This is a genomic window from Saccharibacillus qingshengii, assembly GCF_013185195.1.
GTDB lineage: Bacteria > Bacillota > Bacilli > Paenibacillales > Paenibacillaceae > Saccharibacillus > Saccharibacillus qingshengii.
Map to the genome: position 1 here is coordinate 1 of NZ_JAAZWC010000010.1, position 21,854 is coordinate 21,854.

A 21,854-nucleotide genomic window follows, 5' to 3' on the forward strand; every position below is an offset into this window, starting at 1 on the left:
ACCTTTGGATTTATTCTGTTCTTATCCTAAACCCAAATCGGTTTATCTTCCATCTTTAGTTTTAAAACACGCCCTAATATAGCAGAGATTGGGAAAGGCATGCAAGCGTTTTTTTGGGGAAAAGAGGAAACGATCGGCGCGGCGGAGAGCTTGGAACAGAAGATTTGGCGCGGATAGAAGGCATTGAGTACGAATTACATGCACACGGACAATTATTTATCCCGCACGCAGACGAGACTTCCAAATAAATGCGTGAGGGCAGCTATTTCGCCGAAAATCCTGCTTTTTACATCGAAATCGGGCAAATAAGTGTCCAGGCGCACTTATTCCTCCGAAAAGAGCTCAAAACAGGCTGTTAACTGCTCTCCTGCATCTAATTCCACAGAACCCGCAGAAACGTACGGTTTGCGGTTTTCACCCTAACAAAAAGCCGCATTGCACCCCTGTTCGGCGCTGTGCGGCTCTCCCGAGTTCGGTTTGGTTCTTCGCAAATCGTTCCCGGGATTGGACGATTAGGCTTCACTCAGATTTCGTCGACGACGACATTCCCGTTTGCATCCAGCAGTGGGGTCAGGCCTCCGCTTGAGTTGGGCACGCTCCAGGTGTAGACGTAATTGACGCCGGTCTCGCGGTCGACGAGAATGGTGATTTTGGTCACTCCGAGATCGGGCAGATAATCCGTCGACTTTTCGTAGAAGCGGTTTTCTTTGGGCGGGCGGATCAGCATGATGAATTCCTCCTTGGGTCTTTTGCGGGCTTTGGCTTGTCTTCCGGGTGCTTGCGATTCCTTTGCGTACAAGAGCCTTCCCGCGCTGGGCACGGGAGCCTCCTGTCCTGCCAATCCCTGCTTATTCTCCGCCGATACTCCCGTTGGCATACGCGGCGGACACGCGGCTACAGCAGCCCCGCCGAAGCTTCCAGGATCCGGCGGATTGTCCGCACCCGCTCGGGATCGATCGGCGCCGACGGATCGCTGCCGAAGCGGGCCGCGGACCCGATATGGATCCGGTCCGCGCCCGTCGCGTCAAGGAACGGACGCAGATTGTCCGCCGTCAGGCCCGCGCCGGCGAGAATCCGCGGCGGCCGCCCCGCGGAGCGGCGCAGCAGCTCCGCCAGCACCGCGGCCCCCTCGGGCGCGCCCGGCGCTCCGCCCGAGGTCAGCACGTCCGTCACCTGCGGGTAGACGGACAGCGTATCCAGCGCGCGGCGGAGGTCGACGGCCTCGTCGAACGCGCGGTGAAACGTGAACGCGAGGCCCGGCCCCGCGTTCAGCAGTCCGGCCAGCGCGGACTCGTCGACCGTCCCTTCCGGCGTCAGCACGCCGGTCACGACGTCAAGTCCGCCTGCGGCCGAGATGCGGCGAATATCCCGCCGCATCGTCTCCTGTTCGTCTTCGGAGTAGACGAACCCGCCTCCCCGCGGCCGGACCATGACGCGGATCGGCACCTGCACCGCGCGGCGCATCTCCGCCGCGTGCGACAGGTCCGGCGTCACGCCGCCGACCCCCGGATCGGCGATCCATTCGATCCGGTCCGCTCCTCCCCTTTCCGCTGCCGCGGCATCTTCCGGCGTGCAGGCAATTACTTCAAGCCGCATCGTCTCGTCCTCCTTCCTTCCTGAATTGACTCCATGATAACGCAAGTTTCGGCGGCAAGTCACGCGCGGCGTGGTCCCGGCCGCCTAGACGCAGACGCGGAGGTCTTTCGAACGAGCCGCTTAGATCGCTCAGCTTGTTTGGCCTGCCTTATCGGGTAGGCCCGATAACGGACAACGGTTGCGACCCAGGTAGGGCGCGGCGCTGTTGGACGGTAGGGTTGGGTAAGGTTCGGTTGGGTTAGGTAAGGTTGGGTTCGGCATCGCTCCCAACGCTTCGCCCGCGCTAACGGATCGATATGACGCTTAGCGCTCCAAATTCGCGGCTTGGCATTTTTAACGGATCGAGGCGGCGCTTAGACACGGAAAAAGCGATCATCCGGGGATTTAAGCCGGTTTTGAGCCGCCTAACGGACATGCGATCCGTTAAAATCCAAGCGATGCTCAAAAAAGCCGTCTAACGGACATACGATCCGTTACGGTCCAACCGCGCCGGAAATCCGCCCGCTCCACAAAAAAAGAAGAGGCGGTTGGCCTCTTCTTTTGTCTATATTTTCCCGCAGCCCTGCCGGCTGCCGTTCAGGTCTTCGCTTACCGGAACTCCGGCGGCGTCCGGCGCGCGACGCCGGTGCGCATCGCCGCTTGTACGACGGCATCGCGGATCCGGTCGACCACCTTGTCGTTGAACACGCTCGGGATGATATACTGCTCGTTCAGCTCGTCGTCTTCGACGACCGATGCGATCGCCTGGGCGGCCGCCACCTTCATCTCTTCGTTGATCACGCTAGCGCGGCAGTCCAGCGCGCCGCGGAACATGCCGGGGAAGCAGAGGACATTGTTGATCTGGTTCGGGAAATCGCTGCGGCCCGTCGCCAGGACGCGCACATGCTCTTCCGCGAGTTCCGGATCGATCTCCGGATCGGGATTCGCCATGGCGAATACGATCGGATCGGGTGCCATCGATTTGATATGGTCCAGCGTCAGCAGGTTGGGACGCGATACGCCGACAAAGACGTCCGCGCCGGCAATCACCTGCTCCAGCTGCCCCGTTTCCCCGTTCGGATTGCAGTTGTCCGCGATCCAATCCCACATTTCGTTGTCGTATTTCTCGGCTTTGTGCAGCGCTCCGCAGCGGTCGACCGCGACCAGATTATGCGCACCCGCCGACAGCAGCATTTTAACACAGGCCGAACCGGCCGCTCCGATTCCGAGCACGACGATCTTCGCGTCTTCCAGCTTCTTGCCGACGATGCGCAGGGCGTTCAGCAGACCCGCCAGTACGACGACGGCCGTTCCGTGCTGATCGTCGTGGAATACCGGGATGTCCAGTTCCTCGGTCAACCGGCGCTCGATTTCGAAGCAGCGCGGCGAACCGATATCTTCAAGGTTGATCCCCCCAAAAGCCGGAGCGATCAGCTTGACGGTACGGATAATCTCTTCGGTGTCTTTGGTGTCGAGACAGATCGGGAAAGCATCCACGCCGGCGAACTGTTTGAACAGCATCGCTTTGCCTTCCATGACGGGCATGGCGGCTGCCGGACCGATATCGCCCAGACCGAGCACGGCCGTGCCATCGGATACGACCGCGATCATGTTGCGTTTGACCGTCAGGGTAAAAGCTTTCTGCGGATCTTCGTGAATGGCCATACAGACTTTTGCCACGCCGGGCGTATAGACATGCGACAAATCTTCGCGGTTTTTGACCGGCGTTTTCGCGCGGATTTCGATCTTTCCGCCCAAATGCGCCAGGAATGTCCGGTCCGACACGTTGACGATTTTGACGCCGGGCAGCGCTTCAACCGCTTTCAACACCGCTTCGCGCATTTTTTCCGGGAGATTGACGGTCAAGTCGCGGATCGTATGCTCCGGGCTGGCGTGGATGACGTCGATCGCGACGACATCACCGCCTCCGTCACCGATCGCACCCGCCACTTCGCCGAACGTCACCTGCTTTTTGTCCATCTGCAAACGTATGATCATACTCGTTCCAAGGGCCATCGTCTACCTCCTGAGAATACAGTTTTGGCGGAAGGTCCAAGACCTCGCTCGCTGTCTGATAACGCTTACATAGTAAATCCGGACTCATTATAACATAGTTCGCAAACAAAAGATTCACCTGCCGCCCTCATGTTATAATAGGGAAGACGGAGAGCCCCTGCTGCACACAAATACAGAGACCAAATACACAGCGAGAGCGCGGCATACCGATATACTTGTCGCGACATCCGCATACGGAGGGAACCTGAACATGGAGAAAAGCATTGTCTTTTTCGATCTGGACGGTACGCTGCTAAACGACGACAAAGGCATCAACGATTCGACCCGGGAGGCGATCGCCGCCTTGAAGAAGCAGGGCCATATCGTGGCGATCGCAACCGGCCGCGCGCCTTTCTTTTTCGAACATATCCGCCAAGAACTGAATATCGACACTTATGTCAGCTATAACGGTTCGTATGTCGTGCTTGAAGGCGACGTGGTATTCACCAACCCGCTCGACGAGAGTTCGCTGCAGGCGCTGACCGATCTCGCGCTGCAAAACGAACACGCCGTCGTCTACATGGATCATGAAGATATGCGCGCCAACGTACCGGACAGCGAACGGATCAACGAAAGTATGGGAACGCTGAACGTCGGCATGCTGCCCGCACACGATCCGCTCTACTACAAGGACCGGTTTATTTACCAATCGCTGCTGTTCTGCGCGGAAGGCGAAGAGAAAGCTTACGAAGAGCTGCTGCAATCGTTCGATTTCGTGCGCTGGCATCCGTTCTCGGTAGACGTCCTTCCGGCCGGAGGCAGCAAGTTCAAAGGCATCGGCAAAATCACCGAGAAGCTCGGGATTCCTCTGGAGCGCCAATACGCTTTCGGCGACGCGCTGAACGATCTGCAGATGCTCCAGGGTATTCCGAACAGCGTTGCGATGGGCAGCGGACTGCAGGAAGCCAAGGATGCGGCCAAATGGATTACCACCTCGAACAACGAAGACGGCATTGCGCACGGACTCAAGCTGGCCGGACTGCTCTAGTACCTTGTCAACCCTAAAGGTACTAGGCCGAGCGAACGGACGCATCATTATCTACAAGAATCGGAGGCACAACGATGGAGCCAAGCATTATCTTTTTCGATATTGACGGAACGCTTGTGGACGAGCAGAAGAAAGTTCCGCCGTCCGCCAAGGAAGCGGTGGCCGAACTGAAACGCCGGGGACATATCGTCGCAATCGCGACGGGACGCCCGCAGTTCATGTTCAAGGAAATCCGCGAAGAGCTCGGCATCGATACTTACGTCAGCTACAGCGGACAGTATGTCGTGCTGAACGGTCAGGTCATCTACACGAATCCGATCGATACCCGCGCGGTCGAACAGATGACGGAGCTCGCGTTGAAGCACAACCATCCGGTCATCCTGATCGACGACGAACAGATGACGGCCACCGTGCCGGACGACGAATTCGTCGCGCAGGGCTTCGGCATGATGCTGAATTATATCTCGCTCTCGACGCCGGACCCGCACTTTTACAAAGAGAAGTTCGTCTATCAGGCTTCGCTGTTCTGCAGCGAGGCGGACGAAGCGCTGTACCACGCGATCTTCCCTTCGCTTTCTTTTATCCGCTGGAATCCGCTGTCGGCCGACGTGCTGCCGGCTGGCGGAAGCAAGCTTGAAGGCATTCGCAAAATCACGGAAAAGCTCGGTATCCCGCCGGAGCGCCAGTATGCGTTCGGCGACGCGCTGAACGATCTGGAGATGCTCGAAGGGATTCCGAACAGCGTCGCGATGGGTAACGGACTGCCCGAGATCAAGGAAGTCGCCAAGTGGGTCACCAAGACGAACGAAGACGACGGCATCGCGCACGGATTGAAGATGGTCGGTCTGCTGTAGCCGGGATCACGCTGCGCAGATCTGGTCTGCGGTGCGGTTCGCTTGGGCGGTACTGTTCCGGTTGGACAGTTCAGCCTAGGCAGCTTCTCGCACGGGCGGACGCAGCCTTGTTACGAAGCCCTGCAGCGACTAGGAACCCTGTTCACGCCAAGTGAACAGGGTTCTTTTAGATGCCTGCGGCGGCGGCCCGGCGACTGCGCAGCCCAACTGAGCAGCCCTCAACTGCGATCAGCAGGCTGAACGTCGGTGTTCGGTGTTCGGTGATTCGTGATCTGCTCGCTGCGTTCCATACGGGAAATAACTGCGGGAGAACCGCTATTTTCCGGATAGACCACTTCTTTTTCAAAATAAATGCACCTGAACCGTTATGGGTCCGAAAACAAGGCCAGCGAGCGAAAAAGAGAGGATTAACTGCTTCCATGCCGCTATTTGTGCCGAAAAGGAATAAAAAGAGCAAATAAGTGCCGCCTGGTCGCTATTTTCGAATCGGCCTGTGCTTGGATGGATTGGGATCGGTTTGGAATCGCTTTAGGATCGGTTTGATTCCCTTTGGATCCGTTTCGACGTGTTCCACTCTACCGTCATCGACGACATCTGTGTGCTATAATGAAAAACAGACTAATTCAATTTCCTGGAGGTTCAACCTGCTATGCTTACTTTTGAACAAAAAATCGCGATCCTGGATTCGTTTCCGGAACTGGAACGCAAAGACGTCTCGCTCGGCCGCGTCAATTACCACTTTGAAGGCAGCGCGCACGAGAAGAAGACGGTCGGCTACCGCTTCCATCCGAACGGCAACGGTTATGTGTTCGCCGGACTCCTCGGCGATTACGATACGGACGACAAAGGCTTCGTGAACGTCCGCGACTTTACGGAAGAGCAGCTGCGCGAGATCGTCGAAGCTTCGATCCGTTCGCTCGCTCCGGGCCCGGGTTCCTCTTCGAAGAGTCCAAAACCTGCGCAGCCGGCTCCTTCCGCCGCACCCGGCGACGAGATCTGGACGGACGGCGGCGATCAGGAACTGATCCTGAAGCTGGAAGACGAGACTTACTTCATCTACTCCGGTTTCAGCCTGGAGATGGCTTTCGAGACGCTTGAAGAAGCGGAAGAGTATCTGCAAGAAGAAGGATTCTCCCGCAAGTAGCCGCTTCCGAACCTCTGTAAGGTGCCCGGCTTTCGATTCCAAAAAAACGCTTCGACAAGGGTCTTTTGACCGCTGTCGAAGCGTTTTTTCGATCGTTTTCCGGTCCGTTTACGGCCTCTTCCCGAGCGGCATCCTTCTCTTCCCACGCCGGCTACGGGAACAAAGCACCGATGGCCTCGATCGGCCACAGCGAGCGTCCGCGCAGCACCTCGATGCCCTGGATCACCGCGATCCATTCGTATTCGCTGACGCCGCCGCCTTGGGTATCATCGGTCTGCAGCCAGTATTCTTCGCTTTTAAACGCATGCTTTTTACGATCGACAAAAGCCGCTTCGTTCGTTCCTTCGATTCGATAGCCGCCGATGTCTTCCACGATCAGATAGAATCCGCGTTCACCGGCATCGTATTCAAAGCGCTTGACGGAAAAATCCGATTCCCGGCTCAACGTGCCGGCGATTTCTTCTTTGGCATTCCGGATCGTCCAGCGATCGGGCGACCGTTCCCGGCAGGCGCGATACAGGACGTAATCATCGCCGTCGAGGACGTAAAGACCGTCTTCGCCTTCTCCCCGGTAATCAATCGATCCTTTTCGGTTTCCGCCGATCTGCCGGATTACGCTTTTGCCGAACATTTTTTTGCCGCCAAAATACAGTTCCATGCCTGCCTCCCTTTCGGTTCGCCGCCGCTACGTCCAATCCGTTCCGCGGTTCTCTCCGTCTTCCGGATCCACGCCGTCGCCCTGCACATCAACCAGATCGGCCTGGATGTCTTCCGCAACCGCTTGGATATCTTCGGGCGTAATCTGAATCAGGACATACCCTTCCTCGTCCCGCTTCTTGATCGCGTCTTCCCTGAAGTAGCGCGGACTCCCCGGCGCCGCTTCGTCATCGTATACGAGCAGCATGCCGTCGCTCTTGCGCAGCAGCAGCCCGTCCCGCGCTTTGAACTGCCAGGGCCCGCTGTACGGTTCCTTGCTGACCAATCCGTAATAATCGATCTGCTTTTGCAGGTTCTGCCAGTATTCTTTTTTCTCGTCGCTCCACTTCTCGTCCATCCCCGCAAAAGCGGCCAATACGGACAGCTTGAGCTGCGGGTAGTCTTTTTTTAACTCGATTACCGCTTCGCATGCCCACAGATCGACGCCGTATTGGCCGGGAGTCAGCACCCATTCGAGCCCTTCCTCGACCAGCGGAATCAGCCGGCGCTTGATCGCTTCGCGAATGAACGGAATCCCCGGATGCTTCTGGTTGAAGATGCCGAGTTCGTTCGCACGGTAGCCGGTCACAAGCAGATTTTTCACTCCGATACAGCCTCCCGAATCCATTTACCTTCAGTTTACCATAAGCGCAGAGCCGTTTCCCCTGTGCAGCGCTTCTTCTCAGCTGGAACCCGACGAGGATGAAGACTGCTGGCGTTTGCGGATCGCGTTGATGCCCATGACGACGGCGATCATCTCGTAGTCGTCCAGCCGGGAACGATTGACGAGCCGGTAAGCGTCCGTCCGCATCCAGCCGTTCGTCTTGGCGAAATTCGCCACTTCCGCCTCGTTTTCCGTCATCGAATATTCTTTGGAGAAGTTCGGCGATTCGATCTCGTACACCCCCCGCTCGCCCGCGTCGTATTCGAACTTTTTGCTGAGCAGGGTGAATCTCGGACGAAGCACGCCCAGCTCGTTCTCTCTTGCGTCCAGCACTCTCCAGCGGTTGAGCATCATCCGAAACTTGCCCGTATATCGCAGCTCGCCCTGCGGCCCGTATACCTCAAGCGACGACCCCAATGCGCTGCGCAGATCGATGCGGCCTACCGCTTCGCCGGCTTCGTTCATAATCTCCGTAATCCCTGCACTGAAAAATTTATCCGAAAAATACAGTTCCATCTCCGCCTCTTCCTTTCTTGTAGCGAACAGACGATGACCCGGCCCGTTCTTTTTCCCCTTGACTTCAAAAAGAACCGGTGCGATGCGCCCAGAATTTCTTACCCGTTTTCTCCCGGCGTGTCCCGACTGGACGTCGATTGTCCCATTTATGCCTTTTTTTCGTTTGAGAGACTCTGCCTTGAGGGTAATGGGTTCCAACCGGCCTTACATCATGCGGCACATCCTACAGCTCTTTGTCGGTAAAAAAAGAACCGGAAGGATGAATAAACGATCATGAAGAAAAAAATCACGGCCGCCGTGCTGACTCTGGGACTGACCCTGACCGCCTCGGCCGGCGTATATGCGGGAGCGAATCTGCAGGAGATCCGCGCCTCGCTCAACAACGGTCTGAGTCTCGTCGTCAACGGCAAAGCCTACACCGCAAAAGACGGCAATGGCAAAACACTCGCTCCGATCACGTACAACGGCACGACGTATCTGCCGGTGCGTTCGATCGGCGAAGCGCTGAACACGTCGGTGACTTATGATGCCAAAAACAGCCGCGTCGTGATCGGAGGATCCGCATCCGGCGGTTCGACCGGCGGTACTCCTTCGACGCCTTCCACGGGCTCGTCGTCGGTACAGCGTCCGCAGACTCTCCCGGCCGATTTCCCGCTTCCGTCCGATGCCAAAATCTTCGATCTGGTCGAAGGCGTAGCCGGCGGAACCGCTACCCCGTCCGCGACGTTCCGTTATACGACGAAGCAGGATCTGCTGTCGCTCGGCAATACGTACAAGCAGTATTTCGTCAAAAAAGGCGCGACCAGCAAGTCCGAAGAAGTCAGCGCGTCGGCCTTCTCCATTGTAGACGCGGGCGGTTCGTTCTCCGTTACGCTCGACGGCAAACCGGGAACCGGCACCAGCAAAGGCTACAACGTAGTCGATGTGGTCTGGAGCGGCGAATAAAGCGGCGTTTTGCGCACGGAAGCCGCCGAGTCGCGGACTTTTCCGGACTAACCAAAAAGCTGCGCTTTCCCTTTGCGGGACAGCGCAGCTTTTTCTTTGGCCGATTTGCGGCTGCTCGCGGCGAAGGTTACTCGCGGAAACGTTCGTTTCGACGACCGACAGGGGCAGCTTGGTCGATCCGCATAGGCCGCTTCCTCTCGCTTCCTTTTCTCAAATCATGTTATTCTAACCCAAACGAAGGAATACGGGCAAACGAAAGGAGACGCACACCATGGAGCAGCCTCAAAAGAAGTATCGGGTCGGTGTCGAAGTCACTCTGGATGTCATCGGCGGCAAATGGAAAAGTCTGATTCTCTATCATCTGGTCTCCGGCACGAAAAGATTCAATGAACTCAAGCGCCTCATCCCCGAAATCAGCCACAAGATGCTGACCCAACAGCTGCGGGAACTGGAGCGGGACGGCGTTCTGCTGCGACGCGACTATGAAGAAGTGCCGCCCAAAGTCGAATACGAATTAAGCGAATACGGAAGCGGTTTGATCGGTGTGCTGGACTTTTTCTGCCAATGGGGCGAAGCCCATCTGGACCGGGTATACGGCGACAGACGCCTGATGCTGGAAGACCCGTTCGAAGCGGATTCCGACCTGGCCGACGCGGCGGATTGATCCAAGCGGAGCGGTTACCGAAAAGTGCGTACTTAACAAGAACTTCTCCCGCTTCTACAATGGGCTCAAGAGGGATTCGACACCGTTCGGCTTCGATCCCGCCCATTTCATAATCAGGAGGAATGACCGACATGCACACTTTGATTATCGCCGCCCACCCGTCCCTGGAGGCTTCGCGCGTCAACCGCAAATGGCTGGAGGAAGCCGCGAAGCATCCCGAGCAGATCACGATCAGCTCCTTGTACGAAAAATATCCGGACGGCGTCATCGATATCGCTGCCGAACAGGCGCTGGTGGAAGCGCACGACCGGATCGTGCTGCAATTTCCGTTCTATTGGTTCAACTCCCCGCCGATGATCAAGCAGTGGCTGGACGAAGTGCTGCTGGAAGGCTGGGCCTACGGCGACGGCGTCGATTTGTTCCGAAGCAAAAGCATCGGCCTCGCCATTACCGCCGGAGGGCGAGAGAACGACTATCGTCCGGAAGGCGCGTTCCGCTACGAAATCTCCGCGCTGCTTACTCCGTTCGAAATGACAGCCGACTATATCAAGGCCAAGTACGAAACGCCTTTTGTCTGGTACGGCGTCAACTCGCGGACCCGCGACGAAGAAATTGAACGGAGCGCGAAACGCTACCTGGATTATCTGCTGCAGACGCAGGCAAATTCTATTCCGGTCGAATCGAAATAAGCCGGCCGCAATTTGCGGCGGCCAATTCAATGCCCGACCGGCGGCCCGGACCGCCGGTCACTGGGGCTCCGTAACGAAAGCGCTGATCCCCATGACGACCGCGATCCATTCATAAGGTTCGATTCGCAGCGAAGGGCTTCGCAGTACGTAAGCATTGGGACTCAGCCATCCGTTCGTTTTGGCGAAAGAAGCGACCTCTTGGTCGTTTTCCGTAACCGTGAACTCTTTGAGCGAAAAAGGCGCATGGATGCCGTACAATCCCCTCCGGCCCGCATCGTATTCGAAGAGGCGGCCTTTCAGGCTGGTTTTTGAACGCAGTTCGCCCTTTTCTTCCCCGTTCGCATCGTAGATCATCCAGCGGCGGTACGGAGCAACCGTCTGAAGCCTGCCTTCGTAGAAAAGCTCGCCCGATCTTCCGTACACATCGACCGAAGGACTGAAGACGCTTTTGAGATCCAGCCTGCCGATTTCCGCCCCGCTGTCGTCCATGATCTCCGTTACGCCGGTGCTGAGAAAATTGTCTTTGAAATACAGTTCCATGACGGCCTGGCCTCCTTTTGGTGTTCGTGGATCGTAGGATCTCTCCTATTTTACCCAAAAGAAAAAGACGGACTCCCCCGGAGTCCGTCTTTTCGTCAGAGATCCCGTATATCAGTCGGGTTGTTCGCTCCTGCCGGATTCCCGGGCTTACTGCACCTTCGTTTTCACCGACTGCGTCGTTACCCATCTGCCCTGCTTGTCGTACGCCAGGACGTCGACGGTGATGTTTTTTCCTTTGTACTTGGAAAAATCGATCTCGGCGGTCCAGGGAGGAGTCGTCGTAACGCCGATCTGCTTGCCGCCGATCTTATAGACGATTTTGCCAAGCGTCGGTGACCAGGTCTTGACGTAGCCGGAGACTTTGAGCTTTTGGGCCGGAACGGTCGTCGTGATCGGATTGTAAGACAGCGTAGTGCTGCCGCCGACCGCGCTCAGATAATACGGATTCGCGATTGCTTTTTTGTACGCCGCCAGCATCTTGTCGTTATTTGACAGTCCATAGTATTTGACCCGATCAGTCGTGCCTTTGGAGTCGACATCGAACCAGAACGCCGCTTTGACTCTCGGATATTTCATCGGCAGCGTCGCGTACAGCTGCTGCGCCTGATACACCGACCATTCGGTCACATCGCGCATCTTCTCCGGATACATGTACGAGACCGAGCCTTCGGCGATCATGATCGGTTTGCGATCGGCATACCACCCGTAGACCGCGTCCAGTTTCTGAATATGGCTGCTGCGGTCGATTCCCTGCCCCAGCGGATCCGCCGTCGGATTGTAGATCGAATACAAGCTGACGCCGACCCAGTCGACGTATGGGTCGCCCGGGTAATAGCTCTGGATATTATCGATCGGATTCGCGCCGGGCGCCCACAGCATCGCGACGTTATCCGGCGCTTCCCGGTGAAACACGTCGGCGACCAGACGAAATTTCTCGATATAGGTCTTGGGCGTGCTTTTCCAAGGAGTCCAGTTGCCGTTCATCTCGTTCGCAAACCGGAGGAAGATCGGCACGCCGGAAGCCGCGGCATCCTGTGCCAGCTGCTTCAGGTAGGCGTCGTTCTTGACCTGCGCCATTCCGCCAAGCGGCTGCACGCCAAGTTCAATCGCCGTGCCGCTGCGCTTGGCCGCTTCGATATGCGACCGGATCGTGGACAGCGGCGCGCCGTAGGTGAAGTAGATCAGGTAACCCGCGTGCTTCCTGCCGGTAAACTTCGGATACTCGTCCGTATAGAATTTGCCGCTTGTCGCATGCACTTTCTTGTTCTGTTCCGCATAAGCTCCGAGCAGAATGCCATTCGCCGGCTCGAGCGGAGCCAGTCCGCGCTCCCGGTTCCCGAGCGCGGCGGCCGACAGCCCCGTCTCGTAATACAGCTGCACGGAGCTGCGCAGGGCATCCGCTTTGCGCTTGACCGCGATACTGTCCTGGACCAGATTCACCTTGGCATAATACGCCGATTCCAGATCCCAGCTCGCGACGGCTTGGTCGTACTGCTTGAGCTTCACATACGATTCGCCGGCATTGCGGTACATCCGTCCGGCATTGCCGTAATCGCGGCTGGAGGCCATTTCCCGGCCCGCCTGCTCGTATTTGGCGATCGCCTGCGCATATTTGCCCTGCTTGTCCAGCCGCATCGCTTCATTGTACAGATTCCAGACGCTGTAAGCCTGCGCCGATTGGGGCTGCACCGTCGCAGCCGTTCCTGTCAGCAGCGCGGCCGTCAACAGCACCGCCCCCCATTTTGCCGCTTTTTTGCCTATTCCCCGAAATCCCAACATGTTTATCCCCTCTGCTTCCCTGTCTATTTCTGCCTCTGGGCCGGTCGCTTGCCTGCCGGCCGCCTTTCTTTTTATCGGCAAAAAGGCCCCTTTCGCTTAAGAAAGGGGCCTTTCGGATTTAGAGTTTGAATCTTGCGACCAAGCGTTCCAGTTCGCCTGCCATCTCGGACAAGGACACTGCGCTGGCGGACATTTCCTGCATGGAAGCCGCCTGCTGTTCGGACACGGCCGACACGCTCTGGATTTCTTCCGCCGTACGTTCCATCTGCGCGCCGCCTTCCATGATCGAAGACGCTACACGCTCGACGACTTGAACCATTTCTCCGGACGCCTGCACGGCCTGTTCGCTTTGAATCCCGACCCGGCCGACCGTTTCACGGATATTCCCGAACAGATCGCCCGTCGCGCGAATCGCTTCGCTTCCGGCAGACACCTGGCCTGTCGCTTCGGCAATGACCTTGCTCAGCCGCTCGGCATCGGAACGGACCATATCGATCATGCTGATGATCTGGGCGGCGGAAGACGACGATTGTTCGGCCAGTTTGCCGACTTCGCTTGCGACGACGGCGAAGCCTTTGCCGTGTTCGCCAGCGCGCGCCGCTTCGATCGAAGCGTTGAGTGCCAGCAGATTGGTCTGCTTGGCGATCCCGGTAATCATCTGCACGATTGCGCCGATCTCGATCGAGCGCCGGTTCAGCGCATCGACCGCTTCGGTCATGACCGCCATGCCTTCGGTTGTCGATTCCATCTGGTGCACCGCTTGGCCGACGACCTGTCCGCCTTCCTGGGAGCGGGAACTTGCGTCTTCGGCCGCTTCGGAAGTTTCTCCGATCCGGTCGCGGATGACTACGATTTTCTCCAGCATATGCTGCATGAGATCGCCGCCGGAACGCGAAGACGACAGCTGGCTTGCGCTCAATTCAGCCATGCGCTGCATGGAAGAAGCCGAGTGTTCGGCTCCGTGCGCGCTTTCCTGGGCGACCGACTTGAACTCTTCGGCGGATGAAGCGAGTGCCCCGGCCGTCCGGCCTACTTCGAGCAGAATATCGCGCTGGTTGGCGCCCATCTGCTGAAGCGAAGAAGCCAGCAGCCCCAGTTCGCCTTTGAGTCCGGTCGGCAGTTCATCGATCTTGTCCAGCTCGCCTTCGGCCATATAGTTGACCTGGCGGGTCATCGCATGGAGCGGACGCGTGATGCTGCGCGAGATGATAAACGCCAGCAGCAGCGCCAGGATTACGGCGACGACAAGAGCGATGATCGAGATCGTCATGATGCTGCGCGTGGCTTCCGATTGAGCCTCGGCCGAAGCGGTCATCATTTCGACTTTCTGATCGATCGCCCCGCGAAGCGCTTCCGACATCTTGCCGACCACTTCCTGCGTCTGTTTCTGCAGGGCAGCCGCTTCGTCGTCCTTGTTGGCTTCCGACAGCGTGAGAATTTGCTGCACCGCTTGTCCGTAACCTACCGCCGCTTCTTGGAACACCACGGCCCCTTCGCGTTCTTCGTCCGAAGTTTGAAGCGCCGCATAAACTCCGACCGTGTCGTTCAGCTCTTTGAGAGCGTCATTGACGGCCGTACGGCTTCCGCTCATATCGGCGTTATCCGTTTCCAGAATGTTGCGCATCGTCAGTTGATCGATCGTTTTCAGACGGTCGTTAATTTCCTCAAGCATAACCACATTCGGGATATCATTCGATTTCAGTTTGTCCGCACGGGTCTTCAGCGTTTGTGTGCCTATGTTCGTCAAACTGTTCAACACAATAATCAATATAATCATAATCCCGAATCCGCCGAGTAACTTCTGCCTGATTGTAAACTTCAACTGGTTGTCGCTCCTCTGCTGTCTGTATAATTTTTCTAAATTTAATTTCTCTCCTATTACTTCGGCAGGCTGCCTGCTTTTATTGAGAGCTATCCTTTTTTTCGACAAAAAAAGACCTTTCGGCTGCGCCGATCGGTCTGGATAGGATAAATAAGGAAGATTTCCGACTTAAAAAGCCGGGTACGTATCGGTGTATTCTTCTTCCAGGAACTTCACGACTTCGGGTCCGCGCATACGTTCCGCAAGCTTCTGGATCGCCGGATCGTCTTTGTTGTCTTCGCGGGCCATCAAGGTAATCGCGAAGGCTTCCATGTCTTTTTCGACAATCAGCGCATCTTTTTTGGCCGACAGTCCGAGAGGTTTCGCATAAGCGGGATACATGGTCACCAGATCCGCGTCGTCCATCATCCGGTTCAACGTCAGCAGATCGACTTCCTTGAACTGCAGATTTTTCGGATTCGAGGTGACGTCCTGCAGTCCGGCTTTGATGCCTGCGCCTTCTTTGAGTTCGATCAGATCGTTCTGCTCAAGCAGCAGCAGCGAATGCGCAATATTCGGCGGATCGTTCGGGATGACGACGATTGCGCCGTCCGGCAGCTCGTCGATCGATTTATGCTTGCTCGAGTAACCGGCGTACAGCGCGTTGTAGACCGGCTGTACCGGCACGATCTTGCTGCCTCGGGCTTCGTTGTAAGCTTCGGCATAAGGGACGTGCTGGAAAAAGTTCGCATCGACTTCCTTGTTCGCCAGGGCGTCATTCGGCTGGATATTGTCGGACATTTCGACGATCTCCAGATTGATGCCGTCTTCCACCAGCAGCGGCTTGACGAGCAGCAGAATCGCGTCCATCGGAGCCGGCAGCGAAGCGACTTTCAGCGTGGTCAGTTCTTTGTTTTCCGCAGTTTCGGGAGCCGCAGCTTCTTTGGTGCCTTTGTCGGCCGGTTTGTCCGCCGGAGTCGAAGCGCTTTGCCCGCAGCCTGCCAGAATAAGAAACAGTGCGGTCAGAACAAGAATCAAAGACTTTTTCATGATGATGATGTACCCCCTGAGTGATAGTGGTGGTGCTATGCTGCCTATTGGAGCTGACGTACTGACGTTAACGTTTGTCGATCCGGCGCGACAAGGCGCTGCCGGCGACCTGTACAATCTGGACCAGCAGAACCATCAGGACGATCATGCAGATCGTAACGTCCATCTCGAAGCGCTGATAGCCGTAGCGGATCGCGAAGTCGCCCACGCCGCCGCCGCCGACAATGCCGACGACCGTCGAATACGAAATAAAGCTGACAATGGAAGTGGTCAAACCGAGCACAAGACCCGACCTTGCTTCCACATACAGAAACTTGTACACGATTTCCATCCGCGAAGCTCCCATCGAACGGGCCGCTTCCACAACACCGCGCGGCACTTCCACAAGGGCCTGCTCGACCAGCCTCGAATAGCCGGCGATCGCGACAATCGCAAGCGGAAGAGTCGCGGCGGTCGTCCCGATCGTCGTTCCGACGATGGCCCGGGTGATCGGGAACATGAATACGACCAGCAGCAGAAACGGGAAAGAACGGATGACATTGACAAGCGTGTTCAGAAAAGCCGAGGCGGTACGGTTTGCCAGCATCTCACCCGGCCGGGTCAAATAGATAAGCGTTCCAAGCGGAATGCCCAGAATTATAGCCGCAATCGTCGACATCCCTACCATGTAGAATGTCTGTCCGATCGCTTCCCAGATCTGTTCGTGATACTGAGCCCAGATTTCCATGAACCGATCGACACTCATGACTTCTCCTCCTTATCTATCGTGCCGAGAATTTGCTCCCGGTACGACAGCTTCGGACGGATACCTTCTTCCGCACGTTTGGGCAGAGCGAACGTATCGATTACTTCGCCCATCTCCATCACGGACACGCTGCTGCAGATCTGCCGCACCACTTCCATCTCATGGGTCACGACCACAATCGTCACACCCAGCGTCCGGTTGATATGCAGCAGGACGTTCAGCAGGTCTTCCGTCGTCTGTGGATCAAGCGCCGAGGTCGGCTCGTCGCAGAGCAGCAGCTTGGGACTGCTGGCCAGCGCACGCGCAATGCCTACGCGCTGCTTCTGTCCGCCGCTGAGCCTTGCCGGATACTGCCCCGTCTTGTCTTCGAGTCCTACGAACTGCAGCACTTCTCTGATCCGGCGATCCCGGTCTTTCTTGGGTGTTCTCGAAAGTTCCAGCGCCGAGGCCACATTGCCGTACACCGTCCGGTTATGGACCAGATTGAACTGCTGAAAGATCATCCCGATCGAACGGCGGACTTCCCGCAGCTCCCGCTCTTTCATGGCGGTCAGATCACGACCTTCCAGCAGGACTTTCCCGGTATCGGGCCGTTCCAGCAGATTCATCAACCGCAGCAGCGTCGACTTGCCCGCTCCGCTTGTTCCGATAATGCCGTGGATGCCGCCCGTCTCGATCTCCATGCTGACGGGAAGGACGGCCCGAAATGTCTGGCCCTGCGCCGTATACGTTTTGCTGACTTCCTGCAGGGATAGAATAACCGAACCCTCCTTGTACCAGTGTTTTTTTGTGCTGTTTCACTGTCGAATTGACTAAATTATAAGGCAATCGTTCTGCTGTGTCACCATTTTTGATAAGAATTTTAATATTAGTTTTACAATTGGCGCAGCGGCGCACATGCTTGTTCGTGCAAGAGAAAACAGCTTCTCGGACAAAAACGTTTCGATGATTTGTTTATTTATTTTTCGCCTGAAGATTCTGTGCGAGGAGAATGACGCGAAGCAGAAGACCGGATGCGGCACCGTACAGCAAATGCGCGGCCAGCCACCAACCCCACGCGGGCAGGCTGTCGATCGGAGGTGTGCCTCCGGCGGACAGCATCGTTGTCGGATAGAGCAGCAGACCTACAATGCCGCCGATAAGGGCCGTCACGAACATCATTTCGCTTGTGGAAAGCACCTTGCGACGCGCTCTTTTTTGCCACAGCAGACCGAGGACCATACACAGCAGCGCGGAGATCACCAAGTGAATCCCGAATTCCGTCGCTTCGTCCAATCGAACCCGGTTCAATACCGGGATATAATCCGTATTCAGCAGCAGCCGATATACCTGGTGTCCGCTGTAGAGCTGGGCTCCTTTGAGCATCAAGCCAAGCAGCGTGCCCGAAGCCAGGCCGGCCGCCGCAAAAGCAAGCAGGAACGCGAGGAGCCGTTTTGTTTTCAGTCTGTCCATGGGTCGCCCTCCTTATCGTGTGCCGTCCGCGGCCGGCTGCCGCTTCGGTCTCTATTCTTTTACCCCGGAAAAAGGTTTCGTACATTCTTTTTTGCGGATGCTCTTCCGCTTTTTCCAAATTCGGGCGGTGCAGACGAAACAAAAGCCCGTGCCGGTCTGCGATCAGACCGGCACGGGCTCACTTCTACATACGGCAGACTGTTCCAGCCGCGACTTCTACAATCCCAGATACTCCGTAATTCCCCGCGCTATCGCTTCCGCTACGCGATTCTGCCAAGCGGGATCGGTAATCTTCTCGACATCGCCTCCGGCATACAGGAAGCCGGTCTCGACCAGAGCCGTCGGCATGCTCGATTCACGGTCGACATGCAGGTTCTGATACTTGGCTTTGCGGTCCGGCAGGCCGGTTGCGACGATCAAATACTTGTGGATGGTCTCGGCCAGCTTCTTGCTCTCCGGCTTCGTATACAGCGTCTCGGTTCCGCTTGTCGGCTTGGATCCTTTGGGCATGCTGTTCGCATGGATGGACACCATAACGTCGGCATCGACGCTCTCCGCGATCTCGACCCGGCCCTGCAGCGAGACATCCGTGTCATCGCTGCGCGTCATGATGATGTCCAGACCGTCGACCTGCTTGAGCAGCGCCTCTACTTTGAGCGCCATCTCCATATTGACTTCTTTTTCCGTAAGCGTCGGTCCTCCGCTGTAGATCGCACCCGTCGCTTTGCCTCCGTGTCCGGCATCGATCACGACGACTTTCTTCCCGTCGTCGCCGATTCCCGGCGTCGAAGGGCCCTGCGACTTGTTCAGATCGACGAAGATCAGACTGCCTTCCCGGTAGACTTCGTAATTTCTGGCTTTGTTCAAGTCGATCACGACGCGCACCCTCATCGGCGAATCATTGTTCAGCGCGAACCGGACTCCCGTCACGTCGGGCGAACCGCTTACCGCAATCTGTCCCTGCTGACCGATCAGCAGCCCCTGCCCTTCGGCAAACAAAGGACTGAACGAGGTGTTGTTCAGATCGACAATGATCCGGTTCGGCGAATCCGCCTTGGAGACTTTCGGTTCCGCGCTGCCGCTTACGCCGATCATCAACCGGTTCTCGCTGAAGCTGATCTGCTCGACCTGCGCCGCCGTCTGCTGGCTGCCTCCCGGAACGGGAGCCGGCGGATCGACGTCATCGTTCGGTCCGGATCCATCCGGTCCTTCGATCGGCGGAGGCGACTGCAAGAACACCGTCTTCGCCCGATTGTCCCATTTGACCTGCAGTCCCATCTCGGTACCGACCAGACGCAGCGGCACATAAGTCGTATTCTCCTGCGAAAAAGGAGCCTGTTCCAGCGCAATGGTTCCTTCCGGCGCGGACGCCGATGTGCTGCCAAGCGTCAGGGTCAGCGTATCGCCCGGACTGCCTACCGTCACCTGCCGGCTGGCCGAGTTCCATCCGACCGGATAACCGAGTTCCTCCGAGATGACCCGGATCGGCACCATCGTTGTTCCTTTTACGGTCAATACGTCTCTGGCACCGGTCACTTCCCTGTCGTTAAGCACGATCTTCGTACCCGAAGCCGCATGACCGACCTGAACCGACAAGAAAAACACCGCCGCCAAAGCAAGCACTGCCGCAATCCAAACTTTTGCATATCCCGTTCGCATGTTTGCCTTCATCCTTTTTCCACCCCGTAACCTCTCCTTATCCGTTAAAGTGTCCTAAACGCCCAAACGGCGCATTACCCATATAGACGCGGGCACACGCCCTAAAGTTACAGGATGTGCGTTCATTTCTTGTCCGAAAAAAGAAAAGCGATGCCGGATGTCCCTCCCAGAGGGATACCCGGCATCGCCGTATGCGGCTTGACCCGCGCAGTGCGGAAGATCCCGCTTTTACTTGCCCTGCTCCTGCTTCTCCATTTCCTCGCCCAACAAACGCAGAGATTCCGGAGCGTCCATCTCGTCGGACGCGATCATCTCGATCAAGCACAGCTTGTTCTGACGCTGGATATCCGCTTCGCGGAAAGCACGGGCCAGTTCCCCGATCGTGGCGACGCGCTGCGTATAAGCGTCTCCGCCAAAAGCTTCGACAAGCTTCGTATAATTCCAGCCCGGGATCTCGTTGTACGACTGGCGCTCGACCGGAACGCGGAAGTTCAGCACTTTCTCGATCGTGTATCCGCCATTGTTCAGTACGAAGATGATCGGCTTGCAGCCGTATTCCATCATCGAACTGATCTCCTGTACGGTCAGCTGCAGCGAACCGTCGCCGGTAAAGAGCAGCACCCGGCGTTTCGGGGCGGCCATAGAAGCGCCCAATGCCGCCGGAGTCGCATACCCGATACTCTGCCAGCCCGCCTGGCCGATATAGGTCGCGCCCTGCGGCAGCTGTGTCTGCGACAGGCCGTAGGCAAACGATCCGGTCTCCGCGATGACGATATCGCCCGGTTGCAGCAGCCGCTGAATCAGCGGATAATACTCTTTGGAGACGAGCGGGTTGCTGCCGTCGAGCTGCGTGCCGCTGTTGTACGGATGTTCGGCGGCCGGGATCGGCTGTTCCGCCGTCAGGCCCATGCCGGACAGTTCGCGCAGCATGTCTTCGCCCCGAATATCCGTATAGATCTGCCCGCCGATGGTGACGGATTCCGGCTGGACGACGATCATCTTCTTCGGATTCAATTGGGCGGTCTCGCCGCCCAGATTGATGTCGGACGGCACATGGCCCGCGGCGATCAGACAGTCGGCCTGTTCCACGAGCTCCCGCACTTTCTCGCTGGCAAGCTTCCCTCCGTACATCCCGACGTAATTCGGATGACTCTCGTCAAAGCCCGCTTTGCCCATGATCGTCGAAGCGGCCGGGATCTGCATCCGTTCCGACAGCTCGCGGACCAATGGTTCCCATTTCCAGCTTTTGACCTTGGCATCGCTGAGCAGAACGACCTGCTTGGCGGACTTGAGCAGTTTGCGCGCGTGCTTCGACGCCGATTTCAGCGAAGACTCGCTGGTCTTGAACGGTTCGACCTTCGCCGCCTTGGTCGCGATCGGCTGATCGACCAGATCCAGCGCTACCGACAAATAGACGGGTTTCTTGGTCTCTTTGGCAATAAAGATCGCTTTCGGAATCTCCGCCATCGCGTTGGCCGGCGTCAGTACGGCCGTATACGCGGAGATCGGCTCGTACACGCGCCGGAACGCATCGTAATCGCCGTCCATCAGCGTATGGTGCATGAGTTTATGCTGCTTCTGCTTCTCGGATTTCGGCGATCCGACGATATGGATCACCGGCACATTCTCGCTGTAGGCGCCGGCAAGCGCATTGACGGCGCTCAGTTCGCCAACGCCGAACGTCGTAATCAACGCCGCCAATCCTTTGATTCGTGCGTAAGCATCGGCCGCGTAACCTCCGTTCAGCTCGTTGCGGGTCGGTACCGCCTTGATGCCTTCCCGGCTCTCCAGCGTATCGAACAGCGTGAAGTTATAATCGCCCGGCACGCCGAACACTTCCGTCACGCCTTCTTTTTTCAGACAATCGAACAGATAGGTGCCGAGCGTTGCCCGACCTTCCCCCTGCGTGTTCGAACGGACTTTTCCCATAATCGATTTTGCCATAAAAGCACACTCCTTCCGTGATCGCGCGGCTGCACCCGTCCGGTAAGGTCCGGCGGGTCAACCTCTAACTATGATTACCCCGCAAAAGACCCGA

Annotated in this window: 21 protein-coding genes; 6 read left to right on the forward strand and 15 right to left on the reverse strand. The window is 57.1% G+C overall.

What is annotated here, in order from left to right; all coding sequences use genetic code 11:
• Positions 1–523: 523 nt before the first annotated feature.
• From HRQ60_RS10365 to HRQ60_RS10375, 3 genes are all read right to left on the reverse strand, one after another.
• Entirely contained in the window at positions 524–727 is a 204-nt protein-coding gene (locus HRQ60_RS10365; RefSeq protein ID WP_141448631.1) for a DUF6440 family protein, read from the reverse strand.
• A gap of 167 nt (positions 728–894) precedes the next feature.
• Positions 895–1,596 carry a copper homeostasis protein CutC gene (locus tag HRQ60_RS10370; protein WP_172195747.1) on the reverse strand — a complete coding sequence of 234 codons (702 nt, stop codon included), beginning with the start codon at positions 1,594–1,596 and terminating at the stop codon, positions 895–897.
• A gap of 588 nt (positions 1,597–2,184) precedes the next feature.
• Positions 2,185–3,591 (reverse strand): NAD-dependent malic enzyme, encoded by a 1,407-nt coding sequence (locus HRQ60_RS10375; protein WP_172195748.1) that lies wholly within the window; start codon positions 3,589–3,591, stop codon positions 2,185–2,187.
• Positions 3,592–3,841: 250 nt separating this feature from the next.
• On the opposite strand from HRQ60_RS10375, the gene HRQ60_RS10380 reads away from it, so the two are divergent.
• The 3 genes from HRQ60_RS10380 (at position 3,842) to HRQ60_RS10390 (ending at position 6,616) form a co-directional block, all read left to right on the forward strand.
• Positions 3,842–4,618, forward strand: a complete 777-nt coding sequence (locus tag HRQ60_RS10380) for a Cof-type HAD-IIB family hydrolase (RefSeq protein WP_172195749.1) — start codon at positions 3,842–3,844, stop codon at positions 4,616–4,618.
• A gap of 74 nt (positions 4,619–4,692) precedes the next feature.
• Positions 4,693–5,472 carry a Cof-type HAD-IIB family hydrolase gene (locus HRQ60_RS10385; RefSeq protein WP_172195750.1) on the forward strand — a complete coding sequence of 260 codons (780 nt, stop codon included), beginning with the start codon at positions 4,693–4,695 and terminating at the stop codon, positions 5,470–5,472.
• Between the two features lie 649 nt (positions 5,473–6,121).
• Positions 6,122–6,616 (forward strand): hypothetical protein, encoded by a 495-nt coding sequence (locus tag HRQ60_RS10390; protein ID WP_172195751.1) that lies wholly within the window; start codon positions 6,122–6,124, stop codon positions 6,614–6,616.
• A gap of 151 nt (positions 6,617–6,767) precedes the next feature.
• On the opposite strand, the gene HRQ60_RS10395 is transcribed toward HRQ60_RS10390, so the two are convergent.
• The 3 genes from HRQ60_RS10395 to HRQ60_RS10405 form a co-directional block, all read right to left on the reverse strand.
• On the reverse strand, positions 6,768–7,274 hold the full coding sequence (locus tag HRQ60_RS10395) for a hypothetical protein (RefSeq protein WP_172195752.1): 507 nt from the start codon (positions 7,272–7,274) through the stop codon (positions 6,768–6,770).
• A gap of 27 nt (positions 7,275–7,301) precedes the next feature.
• Positions 7,302–7,916 carry an SLOG family protein gene (locus tag HRQ60_RS10400; protein ID WP_172195753.1) on the reverse strand — a complete coding sequence of 205 codons (615 nt, stop codon included), beginning with the start codon at positions 7,914–7,916 and terminating at the stop codon, positions 7,302–7,304.
• Between the two features lie 78 nt (positions 7,917–7,994).
• Positions 7,995–8,492 (reverse strand): LURP-one-related family protein, encoded by a 498-nt coding sequence (locus HRQ60_RS10405; RefSeq protein ID WP_172195754.1) that lies wholly within the window; start codon positions 8,490–8,492, stop codon positions 7,995–7,997.
• Positions 8,493–8,765: 273 nt separating this feature from the next.
• Here HRQ60_RS10405 and HRQ60_RS10410 point away from each other — a divergent pair, with 273 nt between their 5' ends.
• From HRQ60_RS10410 to HRQ60_RS10420, 3 genes are all read left to right on the forward strand, one after another.
• Positions 8,766–9,437 (forward strand): stalk domain-containing protein, encoded by a 672-nt coding sequence (locus HRQ60_RS10410; protein WP_172195755.1) that lies wholly within the window; start codon positions 8,766–8,768, stop codon positions 9,435–9,437.
• A gap of 271 nt (positions 9,438–9,708) precedes the next feature.
• Positions 9,709–10,101, forward strand: coding sequence for a winged helix-turn-helix transcriptional regulator (locus HRQ60_RS10415; protein WP_172195756.1), 393 nt, complete (start codon positions 9,709–9,711; stop codon positions 10,099–10,101).
• Positions 10,102–10,232: 131 nt separating this feature from the next.
• The gene (locus HRQ60_RS10420; RefSeq protein ID WP_172195757.1) at positions 10,233–10,790 is read left to right on the forward strand and encodes an NAD(P)H-dependent oxidoreductase; all 558 of its coding nucleotides are present in this window, start codon (positions 10,233–10,235) and stop codon (positions 10,788–10,790) included.
• Between the two features lie 57 nt (positions 10,791–10,847).
• Here the strand turns inward: HRQ60_RS10420 and HRQ60_RS10425 are convergent, their stop codons facing one another.
• The 9 genes from HRQ60_RS10425 to HRQ60_RS10465 all read right to left on the reverse strand — a co-directional run bounded on the left by HRQ60_RS10425 (position 10,848) and on the right by HRQ60_RS10465 (position 21,760).
• Entirely contained in the window at positions 10,848–11,330 is a 483-nt protein-coding gene (locus tag HRQ60_RS10425) for a hypothetical protein (protein WP_172195758.1), read from the reverse strand.
• 147 nt (positions 11,331–11,477) lie between these two features.
• A complete protein-coding gene (locus HRQ60_RS10430) occupies positions 11,478–13,109 on the reverse strand; it encodes a glycosyl hydrolase (protein WP_172195759.1) in 1,632 nt (543 codons plus the stop codon).
• A 118-nt stretch (positions 13,110–13,227) separates the two neighbouring features.
• Entirely contained in the window at positions 13,228–14,931 is a 1,704-nt protein-coding gene (locus tag HRQ60_RS10435; protein ID WP_172195760.1) for a methyl-accepting chemotaxis protein, read from the reverse strand.
• Between the two features lie 168 nt (positions 14,932–15,099).
• Positions 15,100–15,960 carry a MetQ/NlpA family ABC transporter substrate-binding protein gene (locus HRQ60_RS10440; RefSeq protein ID WP_172195761.1) on the reverse strand — a complete coding sequence of 287 codons (861 nt, stop codon included), beginning with the start codon at positions 15,958–15,960 and terminating at the stop codon, positions 15,100–15,102.
• 67 nt (positions 15,961–16,027) lie between these two features.
• On the reverse strand, positions 16,028–16,705 hold the full coding sequence (locus tag HRQ60_RS10445; RefSeq protein WP_172195762.1) for a methionine ABC transporter permease: 678 nt from the start codon (positions 16,703–16,705) through the stop codon (positions 16,028–16,030).
• Positions 16,702–17,463: an ATP-binding cassette domain-containing protein gene (locus HRQ60_RS10450; RefSeq protein ID WP_172195898.1), complete on the reverse strand. Its 762-nt coding sequence runs from the start codon at positions 17,461–17,463 to the stop codon at positions 16,702–16,704. The genes HRQ60_RS10445 and HRQ60_RS10450 overlap by 4 nt, the downstream gene beginning before the upstream one ends.
• Before the next feature lie 196 nt (positions 17,464–17,659).
• The gene (locus tag HRQ60_RS10455) at positions 17,660–18,157 is read right to left on the reverse strand and encodes a hypothetical protein (protein ID WP_172195763.1); all 498 of its coding nucleotides are present in this window, start codon (positions 18,155–18,157) and stop codon (positions 17,660–17,662) included.
• 216 nt (positions 18,158–18,373) lie between these two features.
• Complete coding sequence (locus tag HRQ60_RS10460; protein ID WP_172195764.1) at positions 18,374–19,816, reverse strand: N-acetylmuramoyl-L-alanine amidase family protein; 1,443 nt, start codon at positions 19,814–19,816, stop codon at positions 18,374–18,376.
• A gap of 228 nt (positions 19,817–20,044) precedes the next feature.
• A complete protein-coding gene (locus tag HRQ60_RS10465) occupies positions 20,045–21,760 on the reverse strand; it encodes an alpha-keto acid decarboxylase family protein (protein ID WP_172195765.1) in 1,716 nt (571 codons plus the stop codon).
• Positions 21,761–21,854: the final 94 nt, after the last annotated feature.